Origin of the sequence: Streptomyces sp. SKN60 (assembly GCF_026236535.1) — a bacterium.
In the GTDB taxonomy this organism is placed as follows: Bacteria; Actinomycetota; Actinomycetes; order Streptomycetales; family Streptomycetaceae; genus Streptomyces.
In genome coordinates this window covers 87495-111146 of record NZ_JAHTMW010000013.1, presented here as the reverse complement: position 1 = coordinate 111146, position 23652 = coordinate 87495, and the positions used below count along the sequence as shown (strand labels likewise).

17 protein-coding genes are annotated in these 23652 nt (G+C 72.5%); 9 read left to right on the top strand and 8 right to left on the bottom strand.

Annotated features, from left to right (window positions below):
- Positions 1 to 120: 120 nt before the first annotated feature.
- Positions 121 to 837 (top strand): ScbR family autoregulator-binding transcription factor, encoded by a 717-nt coding sequence (locus tag KV205_RS22505; protein WP_265866350.1) that lies wholly within the window; start codon positions 121 to 123, stop codon positions 835 to 837.
- A gap of 185 nt (positions 838 to 1022) precedes the next feature.
- The gene (locus KV205_RS22500) at positions 1023 to 2726 is read left to right on the top strand and encodes a class I adenylate-forming enzyme family protein (RefSeq protein WP_265866493.1); all 1704 of its coding nucleotides are present in this window, start codon (positions 1023 to 1025) and stop codon (positions 2724 to 2726) included.
- On the opposite strand, the gene KV205_RS22495 is transcribed toward KV205_RS22500, so the two are convergent.
- Positions 2713 to 3987: a M6 family metalloprotease domain-containing protein gene (locus KV205_RS22495; protein WP_265866349.1), complete on the bottom strand. Its 1275-nt coding sequence runs from the start codon at positions 3985 to 3987 to the stop codon at positions 2713 to 2715. The two genes, KV205_RS22500 and KV205_RS22495, sit on opposite strands and share 14 nt — an antisense overlap.
- 306 nt (positions 3988 to 4293) lie before the next feature.
- On the opposite strand from KV205_RS22495, the gene KV205_RS22490 reads away from it, so the two are divergent.
- Positions 4294 to 5016 (top strand): TetR/AcrR family transcriptional regulator, encoded by a 723-nt coding sequence (locus KV205_RS22490; RefSeq protein ID WP_374214710.1) that lies wholly within the window; start codon positions 4294 to 4296, stop codon positions 5014 to 5016.
- Positions 5017 to 5162: 146 nt separating this feature from the next.
- Entirely contained in the window at positions 5163 to 6716 is a 1554-nt protein-coding gene (locus KV205_RS22485) for an MFS transporter (RefSeq protein WP_265866348.1), read from the top strand.
- Positions 6717 to 6788: 72 nt separating this feature from the next.
- On the opposite strand, the gene KV205_RS22480 is transcribed toward KV205_RS22485, so the two are convergent.
- A complete protein-coding gene (locus KV205_RS22480; RefSeq protein WP_265866347.1) occupies positions 6789 to 7277 on the bottom strand; it encodes a MarR family transcriptional regulator in 489 nt (162 codons plus the stop codon).
- Between the two features lie 127 nt (positions 7278 to 7404).
- On the opposite strand from KV205_RS22480, the gene KV205_RS22475 reads away from it, so the two are divergent.
- A complete protein-coding gene (locus KV205_RS22475; RefSeq protein WP_265866346.1) occupies positions 7405 to 8196 on the top strand; it encodes a dioxygenase in 792 nt (263 codons plus the stop codon).
- Between the two features lie 351 nt (positions 8197 to 8547).
- Positions 8548 to 9546, top strand: coding sequence for an RNA polymerase sigma factor RpoD/SigA (locus KV205_RS22470; RefSeq protein WP_265866345.1), 999 nt, complete (start codon positions 8548 to 8550; stop codon positions 9544 to 9546).
- Between the two features lie 90 nt (positions 9547 to 9636).
- On the opposite strand, the gene KV205_RS22465 is transcribed toward KV205_RS22470, so the two are convergent.
- The gene (locus KV205_RS22465; protein WP_265866344.1) at positions 9637 to 10602 is read right to left on the bottom strand and encodes a YafY family protein; all 966 of its coding nucleotides are present in this window, start codon (positions 10600 to 10602) and stop codon (positions 9637 to 9639) included.
- Between the two features lie 62 nt (positions 10603 to 10664).
- Between KV205_RS22465 and KV205_RS22460 the strand changes: the two genes are divergently transcribed.
- Positions 10665 to 12257: an MFS transporter gene (locus KV205_RS22460; RefSeq protein ID WP_265866343.1), complete on the top strand. Its 1593-nt coding sequence runs from the start codon at positions 10665 to 10667 to the stop codon at positions 12255 to 12257.
- A 146-nt stretch (positions 12258 to 12403) separates the two neighbouring features.
- On the opposite strand, the gene KV205_RS22455 is transcribed toward KV205_RS22460, so the two are convergent.
- The 5 genes from KV205_RS22455 to KV205_RS22435 form a co-directional block, all read right to left on the bottom strand.
- Entirely contained in the window at positions 12404 to 13192 is a 789-nt protein-coding gene (locus KV205_RS22455) for a DUF6227 family protein (RefSeq protein WP_265866342.1), read from the bottom strand.
- 171 nt (positions 13193 to 13363) lie between these two features.
- Positions 13364 to 14461, bottom strand: coding sequence for a P1 family peptidase (locus KV205_RS22450; RefSeq protein ID WP_265866341.1), 1098 nt, complete (start codon positions 14459 to 14461; stop codon positions 13364 to 13366).
- Between the two features lie 48 nt (positions 14462 to 14509).
- Positions 14510 to 15367 (bottom strand): SDR family oxidoreductase, encoded by an 858-nt coding sequence (locus tag KV205_RS22445; RefSeq protein WP_265866340.1) that lies wholly within the window; start codon positions 15365 to 15367, stop codon positions 14510 to 14512.
- A gap of 120 nt (positions 15368 to 15487) precedes the next feature.
- Positions 15488 to 18094, bottom strand: a complete 2607-nt coding sequence (locus tag KV205_RS22440; protein WP_265866339.1) for a BTAD domain-containing putative transcriptional regulator — start codon at positions 18092 to 18094, stop codon at positions 15488 to 15490.
- A gap of 98 nt (positions 18095 to 18192) precedes the next feature.
- Positions 18193 to 19371, bottom strand: coding sequence for a low temperature requirement protein A (locus KV205_RS22435; RefSeq protein WP_265866338.1), 1179 nt, complete (start codon positions 19369 to 19371; stop codon positions 18193 to 18195).
- 280 nt (positions 19372 to 19651) lie between these two features.
- Here KV205_RS22435 and KV205_RS22430 point away from each other — a divergent pair, with 280 nt between their 5' ends.
- Positions 19652 to 21076, top strand: a complete 1425-nt coding sequence (locus tag KV205_RS22430; RefSeq protein ID WP_265866337.1) for a NarK family nitrate/nitrite MFS transporter — start codon at positions 19652 to 19654, stop codon at positions 21074 to 21076.
- A 186-nt stretch (positions 21077 to 21262) separates the two neighbouring features.
- Positions 21263 to 23554: a formate C-acetyltransferase gene (pflB, locus tag KV205_RS22425; RefSeq protein WP_265866336.1), complete on the top strand. Its 2292-nt coding sequence runs from the start codon at positions 21263 to 21265 to the stop codon at positions 23552 to 23554.
- Positions 23555 to 23652 lie beyond the last annotated feature (98 nt).

Genomic DNA, 23652 nt, shown 5'->3' with positions numbered 1-23652 from the left:
TGCCCGGCGGGCTCGGCGAGAGCGATCCGCGGTCTGTTTCGTTCTGTGGAAAACCGTCGATCCGGTTTGTTATCGTTGCGGAGAAGTGTCGGCACTCCCACGGTCGGTGACGGAGGTCCCTTGGCCAAGCAGGAGCGGGCGATCCGGACCCGCAACGCTCTCGTCGAGTCGGCGGCGGTGCTCTTCGACCGGGAAGGTTACGAGGTCGCCTCGCTCGCGACCATCAGCGCCCGCGCCGGAGTGAGCAGCGGAGCCCTGCACTTCCACTTCCCCAGCAAGGCGGCGCTGGCCGACGCGGTCGTCGCGGCGGCCGGCGACCGGCTGCTGCGGATCACCCGGGAGCGCGAGGCGCTGCCGCTGCAGACCCTGATCGACGCCAGCCACGAACTGGTCCAGGGGCTCGGCTCCGACGCGGTGCTGCGCGCCGGCTTCGCGCTGAGCGCCGCCCCGGAACGGACCCGCACCGACCGGGACTTGAGGCGCCGGTGGCGCGAGTGGGTCGAGGGCATCGTGGTGCGGTCCGAGCGTGCGGGGCTGCTCGCGCCCGATGCCACCGCCGGCGACGTCGCCGCGGCGGTCGTCGCGGTCGCGGCGGGCCACGAGGCCCTGGGCCACCAGGACCCGCGCTGGCTGGAGCGGGCCCCGCTCACCCGCTTCTGGGCCTTCCTCCTGCCGCGCGTGGTGGGCGCGGCGCGAGTGGGCCTGTTCGTGGCGGCCGGCGACCGGGAACGCGTACCGGGCGGCGAGGAGCCCGTACCGGCGGAGCTCCCGCAGGCGGAGCCCCCGCAGGCGGAGCTCCCTCGGACGGAGTTCCCGCAGGCGGAGCTCCCTTCCTGACCGCGGGCCCTGCCGGTGCTGGTAGCGTCGTCGGCAGCCGGGCTGAGCAAGCGCTTAGCGGCTCGGGAAGCCCGGGAACAAACAGCTCAGGAAGCCCGGGGAACAGGGAAGAGGGGCGCGCAGTGGCCGACTCGTACATCGACCCGTCAGTCGACCCGTCAGCCGACCCGTCAGCCGACCCGTCGATGAAGGCGCTCACCGCACTCACCGCGCCCGGCGCGCCCTTCGCCGTCGCCGACGGCGTGTACACCGGCGGGCCGCGCACCCTGCGCGAGTTCGTGGAGGCCACCTGGGGCTACGGCGACCGGCCCTTCCTCGTCTCCGAGGACGGCGTGCTCGGCTACCGCGCCTTCTTCGACGCCGCCTGCGGCCTCGCCCGCCGCCTGGTCGACGTGTACGGACTGCGCCCCGGCGACCGGGCGGTCGTCGCGATGCGCAACCACCCCGAGTGGCAGATCGCCTTCTGGGCCGCCCAGCTCGCGGGCCTCGTCGCCGTACCGCTCAACGCCTGGTGGACGGAGCCGGAGTTCGCGTACGCGCTGGACGACTGCGCGCCGCGGGTGCTCCTGGTGGACGGCGAGCGGGTGCCGCGCGTCGCCGCCTGGGCCCGCGCCCACTCCGTACCCGGCATCGTCTTCCACGGCGAGGACACCGAAATCGACCGGGGGGCGGCGGGCTTCGAGCCGTACGTCCCCGACACCGACCCGCACCTCGGGCCGCCGCCCGTCGACGTGCTGCCCGAGCAGGACGCGACGATCATCTACACCTCGGGCACCACGGGCCGCCCCAAGGGAGCCGTCGCCACCCATCTCGCGCAGGCCGGGGCGGCGATGCACCCGCGCTGGTTCGCCGCCGCGTCCGCGGTGCGCCGCGGCGAGCGGCCGGGCAGCGGGCCGGCGCCGGTCTCCCTCACCACGTACCCCTTCTTCCACGTGGCCGCCTTCACCTCCTTCTACTCGGTCATGGCGGCCGGCGGCACCCTCGTCCTGATGCGCAAGTGGGACCCGGCGAAGGCCCTGGAGCTGATCCGGACCCACGGCGTCACCCACTACGCGGGCGTCCCCACCACCGCGCTCCAGCTGCTCGACCTCGCCGAGCGCACCGGCGACCCGCTGACCTCCCTCACGATGCTCAACACCGGGGGAGCGGCGGCCCCGCCGGAGATCACGGCACGGCTCGCCGCCGCGTACGGGGAGCGGATCGAGCCCCGCAACGGCTACGGCCTCACCGAGACCTGCGGCGGCGTGCTCGCCAACTTCGGCGCCGAGTACCGGGCGCACCCGGACAGCGCGGGCCGGCCCGCGCCGGGCGTGGAGCTGCGGATCGACCGGCCGGACGCCGACGGGGTCGGCGAGCTGCTGCTGCGCGGCCAGTCCCTGATCCGCGGCTACTGGGGCGACGAGGCGGCCACCCGGGCCGCGTTCACGCCGGACGGCTGGTTCCGTACGGGCGACCTGGCGCGGGTCCGGGACGGCCGGGTCACCGTCGTCGACCGGATCAAGGACCTGGTGATCCGGGGCGGCGAGAACGTGTACTGCGGGGAGGTCGAGGGCGTGCTCCACGCCCACCCGGACGTCGCCGAGGCCGCCGTCCTCGGCGTGCCGCACCCGCAGCTCGGCGAGGAGGTCGCCGCCGTGGTCCGGCTCCGGGCGGGCGCGACGGCCGGCCCGGAGGAACTGCGGGCGCACGTCGGCGCGCGGCTCGCCGCCTTCAAGGTGCCCGCGCACGTCCTCGTACGGGAGACGGAACTGCCCCGGAACGCCACCGGCAAGGTCCTCAAGCGCGAGCTGCGCACCGAAGTCACCGGTCAGGACCGCGCGCCGAAGGCGCCGGTCGGGGAGTCGAAGTCACCGGTCGGGGAGTCGAAGTCACCGGTCACGAACGGGTGATGCGGATCCGGTAGCCGCCGGTCTCCGGGTCCTCGTCGAGGACGCTGATCCGGATTCCGCTGGTCCGGTCGGTGAAGGTCTCGCCGGGGCCGAAGGGGGCGTCGGACAGTTCGGCGTGCACATTGGGGCGCCGGGTGCAGCCGCCGCTGGAGCGGTCGCTGTCGGCGACGGTGACCGGTCCGTGCCCGGTGTCCACGTCGGTCTCGACCCGGTAGACGAGGACGCCGGTCTTGCAGACCGCCTCGTCGTTGCCCTCGCGGGTGCGCACCTCGGCGGCGTAGCCGGAGGTGCCGGAGAGGGGGACGAAGGCGAGTTTGGGGCCGCCGGCGGTGGCGAGCGGGGTGAGCGTGTACTCGAAGTCGCCGGGCCGGGAGGCGCAGCCGACCTGGTCGTTGTCGAGCCAGCCCAGCTTCCACTTGTGCCAGCCGAGCAGGTCGTTGTTGGCTCCCCAGTCCTCGGACATGATGTCCCAGTGGCCGACGGTGCCGCCGCCGTCGACGGTGTAGAGGTCGGGCAGTCCGAAGACGTGCCCGTTCTCGTGCGGCAGGACCCGGTAGCCGGTGTCGCCGTAGCTGCCTGAGCCGTCGTCCTGGCGGCTGTAGACGAAGGACGTGTTGGCGAGCGGGACGCCGTCCGCGTAGGGGGCGTCGTCGTTGCCGGAGAAGGTCACGGACAGCACGGTGTCGAGGGCCGAGGGCCCGGCGTTCGGGGTGACCAGGACGTTGATCAGGTCGTACGCGCTGAAGTCCACGCGGGCGTCGGCGGCCTTGACGATGTCCTGGACGAGCCCGCGGTAGCCCGGCTCGTACGGCGAGCCGCGCTCGACTCCGTACGAGGAGAAGGGGCGGGGCATCCGCAGCCAGTCGGGTATCGGGGTCTCGGGCGTGTAGTGGAGGCGGCCGTAGGAGCTGACCCGGAACCAGTCGGCGGTCTGCGGGAAGAACTCGCGGAAGCGGCTCATCGCGGTGCCCTGTCCGGGGGCGTCCGGGAAGTCGACCATCAGGTTGAGGGCCTTGATCCGCCCGGTGGAGCGGGCGTAGCCGGGGGCGGTGGGCAGTCCCTCCGACATCTGCACACCCATCGTCGTGGCGATCCGGCACGGTCCCAGCGGTGCTTCCCCGGAGCCGGCGGCCACCGGGCCCGCCGAGGCGGGGGCCGGGCCGGGCAGGGTCGTGCTGGCCGTTGCCAGGGCGGCGATCGCGAGCGCGGCCGCCGAGGCCAGGGCGATGGGTCTGCGTATCCGTCGGCGGGTCTCCTGCATGCGGTGGCCTCTCTCCGGTCGGTCGTTGCGATCAGCCTGTGGCGGGTGATCGAGAGGCGCGCGCCGGGTGGCCCGACCGGGGGATGTGACGCAGGTCACAAGGCGGGCGGGAAATAACCGGGGAGCGAGTCCCCGTTTACCCCTGTGTTCGACGAAGTGGGGACTTGGTCCCCGGATCGCATGACTCGGATCGCATGACTCGGATCGCATGACTCGGGTCACGCCACTCGGATCGCATCACTCGGGTCGCATGACTCGGGTCAGTGGACTCGGGTCACATCACTTGGGAGAGGTACGGCAGTGAGCATGAGCCCCGCCGAAACGGCAGTCGCCGGCGCGCTTGCCGACGCCGACACGGTTGCCGACGCGCTTGCCGCGCCCGCCGCCCCGGCCCGCCGGATGCCCCGCCCCCGGGCGGACGCCCTCCGCAACCGGGAGCGGATCGTCACGGCGGCCCGCGAGATGTTCGTGGAGTTCGGCGCCCAGGTGCCGCTCGACGAGATAGCCCGCAGGGCGGGCGTCGGAAACGCCACGCTGTACCGCAACTTCCCCGAGCGCGCCGATCTCGTCCGCGAGGTCGTCCTCTCCCTCACCGCCCGCATCACCGAGCGGGCGCACGAGGCCGCCGAGGAGGAGAGCGATCCGTTCGTCGCGCTCCGCCGCTTCACCCACGCCGCCGCCGACGAGCGGGTCGGTGCCCTGTGCCCGATGCTCGACGGCGACTTCGACAAGCACCACCCCGACCTGCTGGCCGAGCGCTCGCGCCTGGAGGAGGCCGTCCAGGGCCTCGTCGACCGGGCGCAGGCGGCCGGCCGGATGCGTACCGACGTCGGTGTCGGAGACCTCATGGTCGCGGTCTCGCAGCTGACCCGGCCGCTGCCCGGGACGGCCTGTCTGAACATGGACCGCTTCGTCCACCGCCATCTGCAGCTGTTCCTGGACGGCCTGGAGACGCCCGCGCGCTCCGAACTGCCCGGTTCCGCCGCGACCCTGGAGACCCTGAGGAGCGAGATCTGCGCGGGCCGCTGAGCGCCCCCGCCCCGACCCCGACCGAGACGCCTGCCGCTCGCGGCACCCACCGCACCCCGTAACTCCCTTTGTCATTTCCTTTGATGACTTAGCGACGACGCACGACGTCCTTTTTCAGCCTTTTGCGCCAAGAGGTGGCTACCCCCATGTCAAAAATCGCCCAGTCCCCGCCCGTGCAGGCGGACCCGAGCCGCTGGAAGGCCCTGGTCTTCATCGCGCTCGCCCAGCTGATGGTGGTGCTCGACGCCACGATCGTGAACATCGCACTGCCCTCGGCCCAGCAGGACCTGGGGATATCCGACGGCAACCGCCAGTGGGTCATCACGGCCTACGCGCTCGCCTTCGGCGGTCTGCTCCTCTTCGGCGGCCGGGTCGCCGACCTGTGGGGCCGCAAGCGCACCTTCGTGGTCGGTCTGATCGGCTTCGCCGCGGCCTCCGCCCTCGGCGGCGCGGCCACCGGCGAGGCGATGATGCTCGGCGCCCGCGCGCTGCAGGGTGCGTTCGGCGCGCTGCTCGCGCCCGCCGCCCTCTCCCTCCTCGCGGTGATGTTCACCGACGCCAAGGAGCGTGCCAAGGCCTTCGGCATCTACGGTGCGATCGCCGGTGGCGGCGGCGCCGTGGGTCTGATCCTCGGCGGCTTCCTCACCGAGTACCTGAACTGGCGCTGGACCTTCTTCGTCAACATCCCGTTCGCGATCGTCGCCGCGCTCGGCGCGTACTTCGTGATCCGTGAGCCGGCCGGCGGCCGCAACCGCTCGCCGCTCGACGTCCCCGGCGTGCTGCTCTCCACCCTCGGCCTGGTCTCCCTGGTCTACGGCTTCACGCGCGCCGAGTCCGACGGCTGGAGCGACCCGACGACCATCGGTCTGTTCGTCGCCTCCGGCGTGCTGCTCCTGGCCTTCGCCCTGGTCGAGTCGCGGGTGAAGAGCCCGCTGCTGCCGCTGCGCGTCGTCACCGACCGCAACCGCGGCGGTGTCTACCTCTCCCTCGGCCTCGCCGTCATCGCGATGTTCGGCCTGTTCCTGTTCCTGACCTACTACCTGCAGGTCGTGAAGGGGTACTCGCCGGTCAAGACGGGCTTCGCGTTCCTCCCGATGATCGCGGGCATGATCACCGGTTCCACCCAGATCGGTACGCGGCTGATGACCCGGGTCCCGCCGCGCTGGCTGATGGGCCCCGGCTTCCTGACCGCCGCCGTCGGCATGCTGCTGCTGACCCAGCTGGAGATCGGCTCCTCGTACGCCGGTCTGATCCTGCCGGCGCAGCTGCTGCTCGGCCTCGGCATGGGCACCGCCTTCATGCCGGCCATGTCGCTGGCCACCCACGGGGTCGACCCGCGGGACGCCGGTGTGGCCTCCGCGATGGTCAACACCTCGCAGCAGGTCGGCGGCGCCATCGGTACGGCCCTGCTGAACACCATCGCCGCCTCGGCGACCACCGCGTACCTGGTGGACCACGCGGCGGGCGCCACCACCCCGGCGGCGCAGAAGCTGCTCCAGCTCCAGGGCATGGTCGAGGGCTACTCGGCGGCCATCTGGTGGGCGGTCGGCATCCTGGTCGTCTCGGCGACCCTCGCCCTCACCCTGATCAACACCGGCAAGCCGGGCACCGGCGCGGTCGCCGGCTCGGGGTCGGGCGCCGGCAAGGACTCCGCCGCCGGTGTCGAGGACGAGGTGAAGATCCCCGTCATCGCGCACTGAGGCACCGACCCGGTCCCGGTCCCGCCGGGACCCGGGGGCCACCCGATCCGGCGCATCCTGCCCTGGTTCCGCTCAGCGGAGCCAGGGCAGGTCCGCGTCCGGGCCCGTGGGCTGCAGGCCCTCGGCGACGGTGCGCATGATCCCGCCCAGCTGCTCGACCTGCTCGGGGGAGAGCCGGTCGAAGAGGGCCTGCCGTACGGCGTCGACATGGCCGGGCGCGGTGCGGCGCAGCACCGCGTACCCCTCGTCCGTCAGCGCGGCGAACTGGCCGCGCTTGTCGGACGGGCAGTCCTCGCGGTTCACCCAGCCGTTCTTCTCCAGGCGGGCGACGGCGTGCGAGAGCCGCGAGCGGGTGATCTTGGCGTCCTTGGCCAGCTCCGTCATCCGCATCCGGCGCTTGGGCGCCTGGGAGAGCTTGACGAGCAGCCCGTAGTAGATGTGGGGCATCCCGGCGTCGCGCTGCAGCTGGCGGTCGAGATGGTCCTCCAGGAGGGTGGTGGCGTGGAGGTAGGAGCGCCAGACGCGCTGCTCCTCGTCGCTGAGCCAGCGGGGTTCGGTCATGGATCCATAGTACGGGCGATTCTTGAAAGTTGAACTAGATCGGGTCTAAGGTGGCTCGAGTCAAGCTTGAAACTTCAAGCATCAAGATCCCGTACTGGCGGGAACGCGCGGTAAGGAGGCGGACGCCATGAACGACGCCACGCAGGAACGAATGCCGGCCCTCTATCTCTCGCACGGCGCCCCGCCCCTCGCCGACGACCCCGTCTGGCCCGGCGAGCTCGCCGCCTGGTCCGCGGGGCTGCCCCGCCCCAAGGCGATCCTGATGGTCTCCGCCCACTGGGAGGAGGCCCCGCTCGCCCTCGGCGCCACCGAGCCGGTGCCGCTCGTCTACGACTTCTGGGGCTTCCCCGAGCACTACTACCAGGTGCAGTACGCCGCCCCCGGCGCGCCCGGACTCGCCGAGGCCGTCCGCAAACTGCTGCGCGCGCCCGGCACGCCCGTGCAGGACATCCCCGATCGGGGCCTGGACCACGGCGCGTACGTGCCGCTCGTCGAGATGTACCCCGACGCCGACATCCCCGTACTGCAGATCTCCATGCCCACCCTCGACCCGCGCCGGCTCATGGACATCGGCCGCAGGCTCGCCCCGCTCCGCGACGAGGGCGTGCTGATCGTCGGCAGCGGCTTCTTCACCCACAACCTGGCCGCCCTGCGGCACACCGGCCCGGGCGTGCCCGGCTGGTCGGCCGAGTTCGACGCCTGGGGCCGCGAGGCGCTCGCCGCGCACGACATCGACGCGCTGCTCGACTTCGAGCACAAGTCCCCGGCCGGCAGCCTGGCCCACCCGCGCACCGAGCACTTCGCCCCGCTCTTCGTCGCCATGGGCGCGGCGGACGCGGCCGGCGACCTGGGCGCCGAGCGCAGCGTGATCGACGGCTTCTGGATGGGGCTCGCGAAGCGCTCGGTCCAGTTCGGCTGAGCAACCGAGAGGGCGGCAGCGGCGTCTTCGACAGCGGAACGGGGCCGAAGGTGTCACCGCTCCGGATGTGACGGCCGTCTCATAGGTGTCGTGACGGCGTCGTGACGACGTCGCGGCGGCGGGCCCTGCGAGAGCGGCCGGATCGCCCGCTTTGCCCGCTCTGACCTGCGCGTCCACGGGTCGCGGCGGCCGGCCGGGCAGCATGTCGACGACGTGTCGGCGGCGCAGGATACTGCATGATCGCGAAAATCCATGTGCCGGGTGGGAATTCTGTCCTGATTCCAGTCGTTGTTTCCGTCGGATGCAGGGCACCCGCGAGGGTGTCGCGACCTACTCAGCAAGGGAGCACGCATGGCAACCCGTGCCGTCGCCCGTCGTCAGACCTCCGCCGCGAGCGGAGAGCGCCGGGCAAGCAGCGTTCGCGCCGTGGGCGGGGAGATCGCCGACCGCGACCTGGTCGGCATGTACCTCGACGAGATCGCGCGCACGCCCCTGCTCGACGCCGCCAAGGAGGTCGAGCTCTCCCAGACGATCGAGGCGGGCGTCTACGCCCGGCAGATCCTCGACGGACAGAGCGAGACCGAGACCGCGGCGACCCGCGAGGAGCTCGAGGCGCTGGTCGCCGAGGGCGAGCGGGCGAAGGACCTCTTCATCAAGTCCAATCTGCGGCTCGTCGTCGCCGTGGCCCGGCGCTACCCGCGCAGCGGCCTGCCGCTGCTCGACCTGATCCAGGAGGGGAACGCGGGCCTGGTGCGCGCGGTCGAGAAGTTCGACTACGCGAAGGGCTTCAAGTTCTCCACGTATGCGACGTGGTGGATCCGCCAGGCCATCACCCGCTCCATAGCCGACCAGTCCCGCACCATCCGGCTCCCCGTCCACCTGGTGGAGGAGTTGGGCCGCATCCGCCGGGTCCAGCGCGAGTTCAACCGCGAGCACGGCCGCGAGCCGGAGCCCGCCGAGATCGCCACCGAGCTGGGCTCGACCCCGGAGCGGGTCACCGACGTCCTCGACTGGGCCCGCGACCCGGTCTCGCTCAACATGTCCGTGGACGACGAGGGCGAGACCCAGTTCGGCGACCTCCTGGAGGACACCTCGGCGGTCTCCCCCGAGCAGTCCGTCCTCACCCTGCTGCGCAGTGAGGAGCTCGACGACCTGATCGACAAGCTGGACAACCGCACGGCCTCGATCATCCGTATGCGCTACGGCATCGAGGACGGCCGCGAGCGAACCCTCACCGAGGTCGGCAAGGAGCACGGACTGACCCGCGAGCGCATCCGCCAGATCGAGAAGCACGCGCTCCTGGAACTGAAGAAGATGGCCCGCGACACGGGCTTCGACGCGGTGGCCTAGGCGGCCGGCAATGCGCCCCCGCCCGGCCCCCGCCGGGCGGGCGACCCGCGCGCACCCGCCACAGCGGGCGCGCAGCCCCCCGCACCCCCGTCAAGCCTCCGTCGCCGCCGCCAACCGCGCCGACAGCTCCCGCATGTACGTGATCAGCGAATCCGGCGCATGGACGGTGAAGTCGACGTCCATCAGCGCGAGCCGCAGGGCCAGCCACTCCACCGAGTCGGCCACCCGGGCCCGCAGCCGGCACCGGTCCGTGCCGGTCGCGACCGGCACCAGATGCGCCGGCAGCCGCGCCACGACGAACTCGGCGGGCGCGGCGAACTCCACGTCCAGGTCCACCTCGCCCTGCGCCCGCGCCCGCGCCATCGACCGCGCCATGTACGCCGCCGCGTCCCCCGCCGGCAGCTCCCGCGGCGCGAACCGGGCCCCGGTCGGGAACGGCTCGGTGACCCGGTCGACCCGGAAGGTGCGCCAGTCCTCGCGCCCCAGGTCGTACGCGACGAGGTACCAGCGGCGCCCCGTCGACACCAGCCGGTACGGCTCCACGAGCCGCCGGCTCTCCGTGCCGTCGCCCGCCCGGTAGCCGAAGCGCAGCTTCTCCTGCCCGGTCACCGCGCCGGCGAGCGCGGTCAGGGTCTGCGGTGCGACGGTCGCGCCGTCCCCGCGGGTGAGCGGGATCGTCGCGTTCTGCAGCGTGGACACCCGGTGCCGCAGCCGGGACGGCAGCACCTGCTCCAGCTTGGCGAGGGCCCGTACGGAGGCCTCCTCGACGCCCTCGATGGCGTGCCCCGCCCCGGCCCGCAGGCCGACCGCGATGGCCACGGCCTCCTCGTCGTCGAGCAGCAGCGGCGGCATCGCCGTACCCGCCACAAGCCGGTAGCCGCCCACCGCGCCCTTGCTCGCCTCGACGGGATAGCCCAGGTCGCGCAGCCGGTCGATGTCCCTGCGGATCGTGCGCGGCGAGACCGAGAGCCGCTCGGCCAGCTCGCTGCCCGGCCACTCGCGCGGGGTCTGGAGGAGCGACAGCAGATTCAGGAGTCGTGCCGGTGTGTCCGTCATGTTATCCAGCATGCGGTGCAACTAGGACATGAGCTGACCTATATGGCCTCTACTTTCCTCGTATGAGTTCACACGACGCCCTCCCCGCGGCGGCTTCCGACGCGGCCGCACCCGATGCGGCCGCACCCGACGCGGCCGCTCCCGGCGGTTCGGACCGCAGACGCTGGATCGCCCTGGCCATCGTCATGACCGCCGCCTTCATGGACCTGGTCGACGCCACGATCGTCAACATCGCGATCCCCAGCATCGAGCGGGACCTCGGCGCCTCCTTCGGCGCCATCCAGTGGATCACCGCCGGCTACGCGCTCGCGTTCGCCGCGGGCCTGATCACCGGCGGCCGCCTCGGCGACATCTACGGCCGCAAGCGCCTCTTCCTCACCGGCACCGCCGGCTTCACCCTCGCCTCCGCGCTGTGCGGCTTCGCCGCCAACCAGGAGATGCTGGTCGGCTCCCGCCTGCTCCAGGGCGCGGCGGCCGCGATGATGGTGCCGCAGGTCCTGTCGATCGTGCACGTCACCTTCCCGGCGCACGAGCGCGGCAAGGTCTTCGGCCTGTTCGGCGCGATCATCGGCCTCGGCGCGGTCTCAGGACCGCTGCTCGGCGCGCTGCTCACCCAGTGGAACATCGCGGGCCTGGAGTGGCGCCCGATCTTCCTCATCAACCTGCCGGTCGGCATCGCCGCCCTGATCCTGGGCCGCCGTTTCATCACCGAGTCCAAGGCGCCGAAGGCGCTGAAGCTCGACATGGTCGGCGTGCTCCTGGTGACGGTCGCGCTGCTCATGCTGATCTACCCGCTGACCCGCGGCCGCGAGCTCGACTGGCCGCTGTGGGGCCACCTGATGATGGCCGGCAGCGTCCTCGTCTTCGGCGCCCTCGTCGCGTACGAGAAGTACAAGACGAAGAAGGACGGCTCGCCGCTCGTCGAACTGTCGCTGTTCAAGGTGAAGTCGTTCGCCGCCGGTATCGCCGTCCAGCTGACCTTCGGCGTCGTGATGGGCATCTTCTTCCTGGTCTGGACGCTCTACATGCAGATCGGACTCGGCTGGACCCCGCTCAAGGCCGGTCTGACCGGTGTGCCGTTCTCCATCGCCGTGTCCACCGCGGCGGGCCTGTCGGTCCAGCAGCTGGTGCCGCGCTTCGGCCGCAAGGTCCTCCAGGCGGGCGCCCTGACCATGGGCGCGGGCATCCTGCTGTACTTCTTCCTGGCCGGCCGCTACGGCACGGACATCCACCCCTGGCAGATGATCCCGGCCCTGGTCGTCATGGGTCTCGGCATGGGTCTCATCGTGGCGCCGCTGACGGACGCCGTGCTCTCCGAGGTGCCGCGCGAGCACGCCGGCTCGGCCTCGGGCCTGATCAACACCACCGGCCAGATGGGCAACGCGCTCGGCCTCGGCCTGGTGTCCGTGGTCTTCTTCGGGACCATCGACGAGAAGCGGCTCGCGGCCTTCCCGCAGGAGACCGGCAAGGTCTTCACCGATGCCTTCCAGAACTCCCTGGGCTGGGCGGCCGTGGTGCTCGCCGGCATCTTCCTGGTGATGTTCGCCCTCCCCGCCAAGCCCAAGCAGCACCTGGAGGGCGGCGAGGACGCCACCTCGGACGCCCCCGGCGCCCCGGAGGGCCCGGTGACGAAGGAGCCCGAGCTGGTCTCCTGACCCGGTGGACCCAGGACGTCGAAGAACTCGAAGAACTCGAAGGACTCAACGGGGGTACGAGGAGGGGCGGCGCGCACCTGGTGCGCGCCGCCCCTCCGGCGTTCCGTCCAGGGGCCCGGGGGTCAGGGGCCTGGGGCCCTGGTCCCTCAGAGGACCCGGCTGCGCCGGCTGCGGGACTCCATCGCGTCGCGCGCGGCGCGCTCCTCCTCGTACACCTCGCACATGTGGCGCCCGTCGGGGGTCGCCGTGTGCTCGACCTCCCACAGGCTGAGCTCGCTGCCGTCGACCAGCAGGAACTGGTGCTCGTAGAGGGTGAAGCCGGCGTCCCGGCCGCCCTCCGCGGGGCAGTGGCGCCCGAGCGCCTGCGTGATGTGGTGCGCGAAGGCGAGCCGCAGGCGGCGCGCCGTGGCCTCGCCGGGCCGGTCCGCGTTCTCCGCGCGGCGCAGCACCCGGCGCGCGTGGTCGGCCGAGTTGTCCGGCACGTACATCCTCGGCTGGGCCGGTATCGGGCGGGCGAGGAGGGCGCTGAGCCCCTCCAGGTCGTCGTCCTCCTCCAGGGGCGTGCCGTCGGCGCGCTCCACGGTCCAGCCGAGCGACGGCCCGGCCGGCAGCCGCGACGCGGCGAGCCGGGCCTCCGCCTCCTCCACGTACAGCTCGTGCTGGTCGGCGCCGTCCCGGCCGGAGTTGTGGACCAGCTCCCACAGGCTGGGCGCCGTGCCGTCGGGGAGCAGATAGGTGTGACGGTAGGTGGTGCGGTGCAGCGACGCGCTGTGGTGCGAGGAGTACAGCGCGGTGGAGTGGGCGAGGGCCGACTCCAGGCGCTCGATCGTGGAGTCGGGCAGGTCGAAGGAGTTGAGCGCCCGGCCGAGGAGTCGCTCAAGATGGGTCTCGGTCGTCTCGTACGGATCGTGTGACTGATCCTGCGGATCGTTCAAGAGGGTCTCCAGGCCGTCGCCGCATGTCACTTGCTGCTTGCTAAACGTAGTCCCTGGGTCTGACATCGTGTCCGGCGTTCGGGAAAACGAACGGGGGCGCACAGCGAGTTCCCACGCCCCTGTGGCATATTCCCCAACTCCCCTTGGTATACCGGCAGTCGGCGGCGCGGGCTAGCCGTCGTGCGCGCCGCCGTACAGCTCCCGATAGGCGGGGAAGTCCCCACCAGGCCCGTAGGCCCCGGCAGTGGGCGCGAGCACCGCCTGCACGATGGCCCGCGTGACGGTGTCCGCGCCCGCCGCGAGGATCTCGTTCAGGGCGAGCGGACCCGGCGCGGAGGGCAGTTCGCGCGCCCCCGTGGCGAGCGCGAAGACCGTGTCGCCGTCGTTCAGGAGATGCACCGGACGGACGGCGCGCGCGATGCCGTCGTGCGCGGTCCCCGCGAGCTTGTGCGCCTGTGCCCGGGTCAGCGCCGCGTCCGTCGCGACCACCGCGAGCGTGGTGTTGAGCGGCGGCGGGGCGAGCTTCGCCCGAGCCTCGGCGAGCCGCCGCCGCGCCGCCTCGTGCACGGCCGGCTCGGGGTGTTCGGGACGCCCGCCCGCGAAGTACGCGCCGTAGGGCACGCCCGTCGCCGGATCGACCGCCGAGCCGACCGCGTTGACCACCACGAGCGCGGCGACCGTGATCCCCGACTCCAGGACGGTGCTCGCCGTCCCCACTCCGCCCTTCAGGCCGCCGACCACCGCCCCGGTGCCCGCGCCCACCGCGCCCGTCGCCACGCGCGTGTGCGGCTCGCTCGCGGCGGCCGCCGCCACCGCCGCCCGCCCCGTCGAGGCGTCCGGCCGGGCCGCGAAGTCGCCGCCCCGGCCGAGGTCGAAGACACAGGCGGCGGGCACCACCGGCACCACGTGCGCCGGATCGGGGCCGACCCGGACTCCGCGCCCCCGCTCCTCCAGCCAGGCCATCACCCCGCCCGCCGAGTCGAGCCCGTACGCGCTGCCGCCGGTCAGGACCACGGCGTCGATCCGCTGCACCACGTTGCGCGGATCCAGCGCGTCCGTCTCCCGTGTGCCCGGCCCGCCACCCCGCACGTCCACGGCGGCCACCATGCCGCCCTCCGGCGCGAGCACCACAGTGGTGCCGGACAGCGCCCCTTCCCCCGCCACGCGCGCGTGGCCGACCCGGAGGCCGGCCACGTCGGTGAGGGCGTCGAGCGGTCCCTTGCGCTGCTGCTCGGCGTGCTGCTGCTCGGTGCGCTGCTGCTCAGTCATACGTCCTGGGTAGCACGGAAGTCGGCGGCGAGGGATGCGGTACGGACGTCAGCGCTTCGGCCCGAGGTAGGTGCCGCCCGAGGCGTCGACCACCGTGCCGGTGATCCAGCGCCCGGCCGGCGAGGCCAGGAACGCCACCGGATCGGCGATGTCCTCCGGCTGCCCCACCCAGGGCAGCGCCTGACCGGCGATCAGCATCTCCTCCAGCTGCGGCACCGCCGCCATCGCGGCGGTCAGCGAGGCCGTCTGCGTCGGGCCCGGCGCGACCGTGTTCACGGTGATCCGACGGGCGCCGACGACGTTCGCGAGCGTCCGCGTGAAGGTCTCCATGGCGCCCTTCGTCATCGCGTACGCCAGCTCGTCGGCGAGCGAGATCCGGGTGACGGCGGAGCCGATGTTCACGATGGCGCCCCCGTCCCGCAGCACCGGCAGCAGCTGCTGGACCAGGAAGAACGGGGCCCGCACGTTCACCGCGAAGAGGCGGTCGAACGCCTCGACCGTCTCCTCCTGAAGGTGCCCGCCGGACGTCGTGACGGCCGCGTTGTTGACCAGCACGTCAAGGCCGCCGTCCCCGGCATGGGCCGCGAGCCCGGCCCGTACGCCCTCGACGAGCGCGAGCACGCCCTCGTGGGAAGCCAGGTCCGCCCCCACGGCGAACGCCCGCCCGCCCTCGGCGGCGATCAGTTCCACGGTCTCCTGCGCGGCGGCCGCGTCGGCCCCGTAGTGCACGGCGACGCCCATCCCGTCCCGCGCCAGGCGCCGGGCGATGGCGCGCCCGATGCCGCGGGAGGCGCCGGTGACGAGCGCGGTGCGGAGGAGACGGCTGCCCCGCGCGTTGCTGCTCTCGGTGGTGTTCTCTGTGGTGTTCTCGGTGGTGCCGGACTGGTGCTGGTGCTGGTGCTGCATGGCGGATTCCTCCGGTCGGACCGCGGTGCCGGCGAACGGGCGTCCGCCGCGACAGGAGGAGAGTGACGGCGCGCGCTGACGGACCGCGCACCGCACGCTGACCGCCGCTGACAAGGGGAGTCAGAAGGGGGCCGGGAGGCCTGCCAGGCGGGCCGTCTCCGCCGCCCGGGCGCGGTCGGCGAGGGCTGCCTCGGCCGCGCCGGCGGCCTCGTGGAGGGCGGCACGACGGCCGAGCAGATCGACGATGTCCTCGGCGACGCCCAGTGACTCGAAGAGGCCGAGGGCCTCGGCGAGCAGCGGGAACGGATCGGGGGAGAGGACCGAGAGGCCTTCGAGCGCGGTGGCCGTGCCCCAGCGGTCGCCGAGGGCACGGAAGGCGGTGAGGGCTTCCGACAGGGCCTGTTCGGCGGTGTCCCGGTCGCCGTGCGCGAGCGCCAGATGCCCCTGCCCGGCCAGACCGAGGGCCCGGGACCAGGCGTCGGACGGGACCGGAAGGCGGTCCTCCGGCCCGACCGCCGTCGCCCACAGGAACGCCGTGAACGGCTGCCGCAGCGGCTCCGCCCGCTCCGTCAGGAGCCGCCGCGCCCGGTCGAGCCGCTCCGGCCGCTCCCCGGCCGGAGCCCCGGCGGTCAGCACGCACAGCGCGTACTCCTCGCCGAGCCCGCCCGGGACCTCTCCCGCGACCAGGCCGGCCGTGTCCACTCTCTCCAGCAGCTCCGCCACCAGACCCGAGACCTGCCCGCGCCGGCCGCGCAGCCACCAGTACCCGGTGAGCGCGGCGACCAGCCGCAGCCCGTCCGCCGGGTCCGCCCGGCGCAGCGCGGCCCGCAGGTTCGCGTCCTCGGCGTCGAGCCGGGCGAGCCGGTCCAGCTGGTCCGGGCCGCGCAGTTCGGCGTCGGCGGCCCGGGCCAGGGCCAGGAAGTGGGCCGTGTGGGCGGCGTGGGCGGGATCGTCGGCGGGCAGCCGGCCCGCCGCGTAGGCGCGCACGGTCTCCAGCATCCGATAGCGGACCGCGCCCGTGTCGAAACCCGCCTCCAACAGCGACTTCTCGGCCAGCGAGGCGAGCAGGTCCTCCGCGTCCGCGCGGTCCGTCCCCCACACCGCGGCCGCCGCCCCGGCCGTCGCCCCGCCCCGGAACACCGAGAAACGCGCCGCCGCCGTCCGCTCCTCCTCACCCAGGAGCTCCCAGCTCCACTTCACCACGGCGGCCAGCGTCCGGTGCCGTTCCGGCGCGGTCCGGTCGCCCCGCGACAGCACCCGGAATCGGTCGCCCAGCCGGTCGCCGAGCCGGTCGCCCAATCGCTCCCCGAGCCGGTCGGCCAGCTCGTCGAGGGTCAGCGTCCGCAGCCGGGCGGCCGCCAGTTCCAGGGCGAGCGGCAGCCCGTCGAGCGCCGCGCAGACCTCCCGCACGCGCGCGCGTGCGTCCGGATCCGCGTCCGGGCCGGTGACCGTCTCGGCGAACCCGGGCCGGGCCGCCGCCCCGCGCCGCAGGAACAGCTCCTCCGCCGCATCGGGCGCCAGCGCGCCCAGCGGCAGCAGCGACTCGCCCGTGATGCCCAGCGCCTCCCGGCTCGTCGCGAGCACCCGCAGCCCGCCGGAACCGGCCAGCAACTCCCGTACGAGCGGCGCCGCCTCCGCCACCACGTGCTCGCAGTTGTCCACGACGAGCAGCACCGGCCGGCCCGCGAGCGCCCGCAGAAGCGCGTCCGGGCCCGCGTCCCGTACCCCCAGCGCCCGCGCACACGCCCCCGCCACCTCGCCGGGCCCGACCGCGCCCAGGTCCACGAAGACCGCCTCCAGGGTCCCCGGTTCCTCCCGCTGTACGAGTTCCAGGGCGAGCCGCGTCTTGCCCGCGCCGCCCGGCCCGACCAGGGTCACCAGGCGCACGGCGGCGAGGAGCGCCCCCAACCGCTCCCGTTCCCGCTCACGCCCGACGAAGTCGGTCAGCGGTACGGGCGGCCGGGCGGCTGCCACGGGCCGGTGGCCGCCCGCGTCACCGCGCAGCACCGCGAGGTGCGCCGCGGCCAGTTCGGCCGACGGATCCGCGCCCAGCTCCTCCGCGAGCGCCCCGCGCACCTCCTCGTACACGGCGAGCGCCTCCGCCTGTCGTCCCGCCCCGGCGAGCGCCCGGATCTGGAGCGCCCGGAGCCGTTCGCGCAGCGGATGCGCCGCCGCGGCATCCGTCAACTCCCGTACCAGCGGTATGGGATCACCGCCGGCCGCGAGCCGGGCCGCCGCCCACTCCTCCAGAGCGTCGAGCCGCAGCGCGTCGAGCCGGGCGGCCTGCCCCTCGGCGTACGGAGCCTCCCGTACGTCCGCGAGCGCGGGCCCCCGCCACAGCCCGAGCGCCTCGCGCAGCAGCCCCTCGGCCCGTACGGCGTCCCCGGCCGCCCCGGCCCGGGCGCCCTCCCGGGCCAGCCGCTCGAAACGCAGCGCGTCCACGTCCTCGCCGCCGACCCCGGCGAGCCGGTAACCGGCGGCCGAGTGCTCCACCGTCACCCCCTCCGGCAGCCCCGCCCGGCGCAGCCGGGAGACCTGCGACTGCAGGGCGTTCGCCGCCCCGGTCGGCGGCTCGTCCCCGTACAGCCCGTCGACGAGCCGCCCGGCCGGCACGATCCGGCCCGCGTCGAGGAGGAGCAGCGCGAGCAGCGCCCGTACCCGGGGACCGCCGGCGGCGGGCACGGGCGGATCGCCGACGGTGAGCGGACCGAGCAGCCGGAAGATCATGCGAGGCATTCTGGCCGAGGAGCGGGCGATCCGGCCCGCTCGGGTCCGGCCTGCTCGGGCCCGCTCGGGTCCGGCTGTTCCGGTCCGGTCCGGTCAGGTCAGGGGGTGCGGGGGCGGCGGGTGGCCGGGTTGGTGGCGGTCAGGGTCACCCCCACCGCCACGGTCGCGGCGGCCACCAGACCGGCCGCGAACACCGCCCAGTGCCCGGCGAAGGAGCACATCAGGATCGCCAGGGACGCCACCGGCAGCACGGCCTGCTGAGCGAGCCCGACCTTGAAGTAGCGGGCGTGCAGCAGCCACACGCTCATCAGGAAGACCGCGGTCGGGATGGTCACGGCGGAGGCGGCGGCGAGGGTGGTGATGTGCGCCTTGCCGACCGCCTGCTCGACGGCGATCTCGATGCCCGCGCCGATCGCGGCGGCCGAGGCGAAGATCAGATAGTGGCCGTAGCCCCAGAGGAAGCTCTGCCGGTTGGAGGTCAGCCGGTCGTGGGCGGGCACGACGAAGTAGATCCACCAGGCGGCGAAGACGATGAGCAGCCCGCCGGCAGCGATCGGCAGCACCTCGCCGAGCGCGTCGTTCTCGGTGACGCCCGACTTCACGGCAACCGTCGCCGCCGCGATCGTCTCGCCGAGCACGATGATGGTGAACAGGCCGTAGCGCTCGGCGATGTGGTGCGGGTGCCACTGCGTGGTGACGTCCTTCTCCGCGTACACCGGCACCGCCATCTCCGCCAGCGCCATCACCAGGAACACCCACGGCCGCACGTCCTCCGCCACGAAGAGCAGCGCCAGCCAGCCCACCTGGCAGGCCATCACCCCGGCCGCGTAGCGGCGGCACATCGTCCGCTCGCCCGGGTCGGTGGCGTGGTGCGCGGCGCGCAGCCACTGCGAGGAGAGCGCGAGCCGCATCACGACGTACCCGATGTACACGACCAGGAAGTCGTGGTCCTCGAAGGCCCGTGACACCCCTGCCGCCAGGATCAGCACGCCGGCGATCTGCACCAGCGTGACCACCCGGTAGAGCACGTCGTCGTTGTCGTACGCCGAGGCGAACCACGTGAAGTTCATCCAGGCCCACCAGATGGCCCAGAACACCATCGCGTAGTTCAGGATCCCGGTCCCGGCGTGCCCCTCCGCGACGGCGTGCACGAGCTCCGCCCCGGCCTGGGCGACGGCCACGACGAAGCACAGGTCGAAGAACAGCTCGAGGGGCGTGGCCGCCCGGTGCGCCTCGTCACGCGAGCGCGCGGTGAGCGGAAGAAGAGGTTGCGTCATGGACGACAGAACAGCACGCGTGCCCGACCCGCGCACAGCACGACACCTGGTCGGGCTCCGTTATTCCCAGGGGTCACCCTGCCCGTTCCGGACGTCCCTACGGCCCTGCCCGGACGGGACCTAGGCCCATCCGCTCTGCCGACGATCGGCACTGACACCGCCCGGGGGCGCGGGCGGAGCCTGGAAGGGCGGCACAGCGATCCCCTCGCGGCGCTGTGCGCCCCCGTGCTGCGAAGTGCGGGGAAAACCAGGGAAGTTCGGGCAAGCTCAGGGAAGTGTCATGGGTTCCGTAGTCCAGGACAGCAGAACGGCGGGCGGGTCGTCGCCCGTCTCGTACGACGCGGAGCAGTACGGGCCCGGCCGGCCGATCACCGACTGGGAGCCGGAGAACGAGCTCTTCTGGAAGTCCATCGGCCGCAAGGTCGCGAACCGCAACCTGTGGATCGCGGTGCCGGCCCTGCTCGTGGCCTTCGTGGTCTGGCAGGTGTGGTCGGTCACCGCGACCAATCTGAAGGACGTCGGCTTCGGCTTCTCCACCTCCCAGCTGTTCTGGCTGACGGCCATCCCGGGCCTGACCGGCGGCACGGCCCGCATTCTCTACACCTTCCTCGGCCCGATGATCGGGCAGCGGCGCTTCACCGCCCTGTCCACGGTGGTCCTGGTGGTGCCGCTGATCTGGCTGGGCATCGCGATCCAGGACCCGTCGACCCCCTACGGGGTGATGGTGGCCATCGCCGCGCTGTGCGGCATCGGCGGCGCGAACTTCGCCTCCTCCCTCGCCAACATCGGCTTCTTCTTCCCGAAGGCGAAGAAGGGCAGCGCGACCGGCATCAACGGCGGCCTCGGCAACCTGGGCGTCTCCGTGGTCCAGCTGCTGACCCCGATCGTCATCACCTGGTCGACGATCGCGATCGGCTCCGCCCAGCACAAGGCCGACGGCACCCCGGTCCACCTGCAGAACGCGGCCTTCGTCTGGGTCCCGGTCGTCCTGGTCCTGGCCGCCGTCGCCTGGTTCGGCCAGAACGACCTGAAGGTCGCCTCCACCCCGTTCAGCCGGCAGAAGGTCATCTTCCGGCGCAAGCACAACTGGCTGATGACCTGGCTGTACGTCGGTACCTTCGGCTCCTTCATCGGCTTCGCCGCGGCCCTGCCGATGCTGATCAAGACCACCTTCCCGGACTACTCCGTCGCCACCTACGCCTGGATGGGCCCGGCGGTCGGCGCCCTCGCCCGGTGGGCGGGCGGCTGGATCGCCGACAAGTGGGGCGGCGCGCGGGTCACGATCCTGTCCTTCGTGGGCATGGCGGCGGCCATCATCGGAGTCATCGGCTTCCTTCCCTCGGGCGGTGACAGCGGCTCCTTCTTCGGCTTCTTCCTCTGCTTCCTCGCGGCCTTCTTCTTCTCGGGCATCGGCAACGGCTCGACCTTCCGCCAGATCCCGGTGATCTTCCGCGGGACCCATCTGAAGGGCCTGACGGAAGGCACCCCGGAATACGCCGCGGCGCTGAAGCAGGCGGAGATGGAGTCCGGCGCCGTCACCGGCTTCACCTCGGCCATCGCGGCCTACGGCTTCTTCTTCATCCCGGCCCTCTTCGGCTCGATCGCGGTGACCAGCGCGATGTGGGGATTCGTCGGCTTCTATCTGAGCTGCATCGTCGTGACCTGGTGGTACTACGCCCGCAAGGGCGCCGAAGCCCCCAGCTGACCGGCCCTGCCGGATGCCGGGAAAGGCCCTGCCGAGGCGGGGCCTTCTCCCATGCCCGGACAGGGACCTTCGGCCGTCGAGTGGTGACCATTGCCGACCGCTTCCGGGCGGTCGGGCGCAGTGCAATGGAAGCAAGCGAAGAGGCGGTTCCGAGAGATCGAGAAGACCGGGAAGGCGGTGCGGGCAGTGACTGCGAACCCTGCTGAGACAACTGCTGAGACAGCCGAGGCAACGGCGAACGACGGCGCCTGGAAAGGCTTCAAGGGCGGCCTCTGGCGCGACGCCGTCGACGTCCGCGACTTCATCCAGCACAACTACACCCCGTACGAGGGCGACGACTCCTTCCTCGCCGGCCCCACCGAGCGGACCACCGCCGTGTGGCAGGCCATCACGGACCGGTTCCCGGAAGAGCGCGCCAGGGGCGTGTACGACGTCGCGTACGACATCCCGTCCACCATCACCGCCCACGCCCCCGGCTGGATCGACCGCGACAAGGACCTGATCGTCGGCCTCCAGACGGACGCCCCGCTCAAGCGCGCGATCATGCCCTACGGCGGCTGGCGCATGGTCGCCGGCGCCCTGGAGACCTACGGCTACCCGGTCCCGGCCGACCTCGAGAAGGTCTTCACCGAATACCGCAAGACCCACAACGCCGGTGTCTTCGACGCCTACACCCCCGAGATCCGCGCCGCCCGCAAGGCCGGCATCGTCACCGGACTCCCCGACGCCTACGGCCGCGGCCGCATCATCGGCGACTACCGCCGGGTCGCCCTCTACGGCATCGACCGCCTGATCGAGGTGAAGCAGGAGGAGAAGGAGGAACTCGACTCCCTCCCCACCGGCAACCGTTCGCTGGAGGAGACCATCCGACTGCGCGAGGAGCTCGCGGAACAGATCCGCGCCCTCGGCGAACTGAAGACGATGGCCGCCTCCTACGGCCACGACATCTCCGGCCCCGCCCGCACCGGCCGCGAAGCCATCCAGTGGCTGTACTTCGCCTATCTCGCCGCCGTGAAGGAGCAGAACGGCGCCGCGATGTCCCTGGGCCGCACCTCCACCTTCGTCGACGTCTATCTGCAGCGCGACATCGAAGCCGGCCTCCTCACCGAGGAGCAGGCCCAGGAACTGGTCGACGACTTCATCATCAAGCTGCGCATCGTCCGCTTCCTGCGCACCCCCGAGTACGACGAGCTGTTCTCCGGCGACCCGACCTGGGTCACCGAGTCCATCGCCGGCATGGGCGAGGACGGCCGTCCGCTGGTCACCCGCACCTCCTTCCGTTATCTGCAGACCCTCTACAACCTCGGCCCGGCCCCCGAGCCGAACATGACCGTCTTCTGGTCGCCGCAGCTCCCCCAGGGCTTCAAGGAGTTCTGCGCCAAGGTTTCGATCGACACCTCCTCCGTGCAGTACGAGTCGGACGAGCTGATGCGGCCCCGCTTCGGCGACGACACCGCCATCGCCTGCTGCGTCTCCGCGATGCCCGTCGGCAAGCAGATGCAGTTCTTCGGCGCCCGCGTGAACCTCGCCAAGACCCTCCTCTACGCGATCAACGGCGGCCGCGACGAGCGCTCCGGCGCCCAGGTCGGCCCCGACACCGGCGCCATCACCTCCGACGTCCTCGACCACGACGAGGTGATGCGCAAGTTCGACGAGCAGATGGAGTGGCTGGCGAGCGTGTACGTCCACGCGCTGAACGTCATCCACTACATGCACGACAAGTACGCCTACGAGCGCGTCGAGATGGCCCTCCACGACCGCGACGTGCGCCGCACCATGGCCTGCGGCATCGCCGGCCTCTCGGTCGCCGCCGACTCGCTGGCCGCCGTCAAGTACGCCCGGGTCACCGTCCTGCGCGACGAGACCGGCCTGGCCACCGACTACGAGATCGAGGGCGAGTACCCGGCGTACGGCAACAACGACGAGCGCGCCGACGAGATCGCGGTATGGCTGGTCGAGGAGTTCATGAAGAAGGTGCGCAAGCACCCGACCTACCGCGACGCCGAACACACCCAGTCCGTCCTGACCATCACCTCCAACGTCGTCTACGGCAAGAAGACCGGCAACACCCCCGACGGGCGCCGCGCCGGCGAGCCGTTCTCCCCGGGCGCCAACCCGATGAACGGCCGCGACACCCACGGCTACGTCGCCTCGGCCCTGTCGGTCGCCAAGCTCCCGTACGAGGACGCCGAGGACGGCATCTCACTGACCAACACCGTCACCCCCGACGGCCTGGGCCGCACCCCCGAGGAACGGATCCGGAACCTCGCCGGCGTCCTCGACGGCTACATGGCGAGCGACGGCTTCCACATGAACGTCAACGTCCTCAACCGCGACGTCCTCCTCGACGCCATGGCCCACCCCGAGAACCACCCGCAGCTCACCATCCGGGTCTCCGGCTACGCGGTGAACTTCGTCCGCCTCACCCCCGAACAACAACTCGACGTCCTGAACCGCACCTTCCACGGCTCCCTGTAGCCCTCACCCGGCCGGGCCGGGCCGGGCCGAGGCGAGCGCGCTGGCCGCTCCCCGCTCCCACACCCCCTTCCTCGATCCCTTCGACCTCGTTCCTCCCG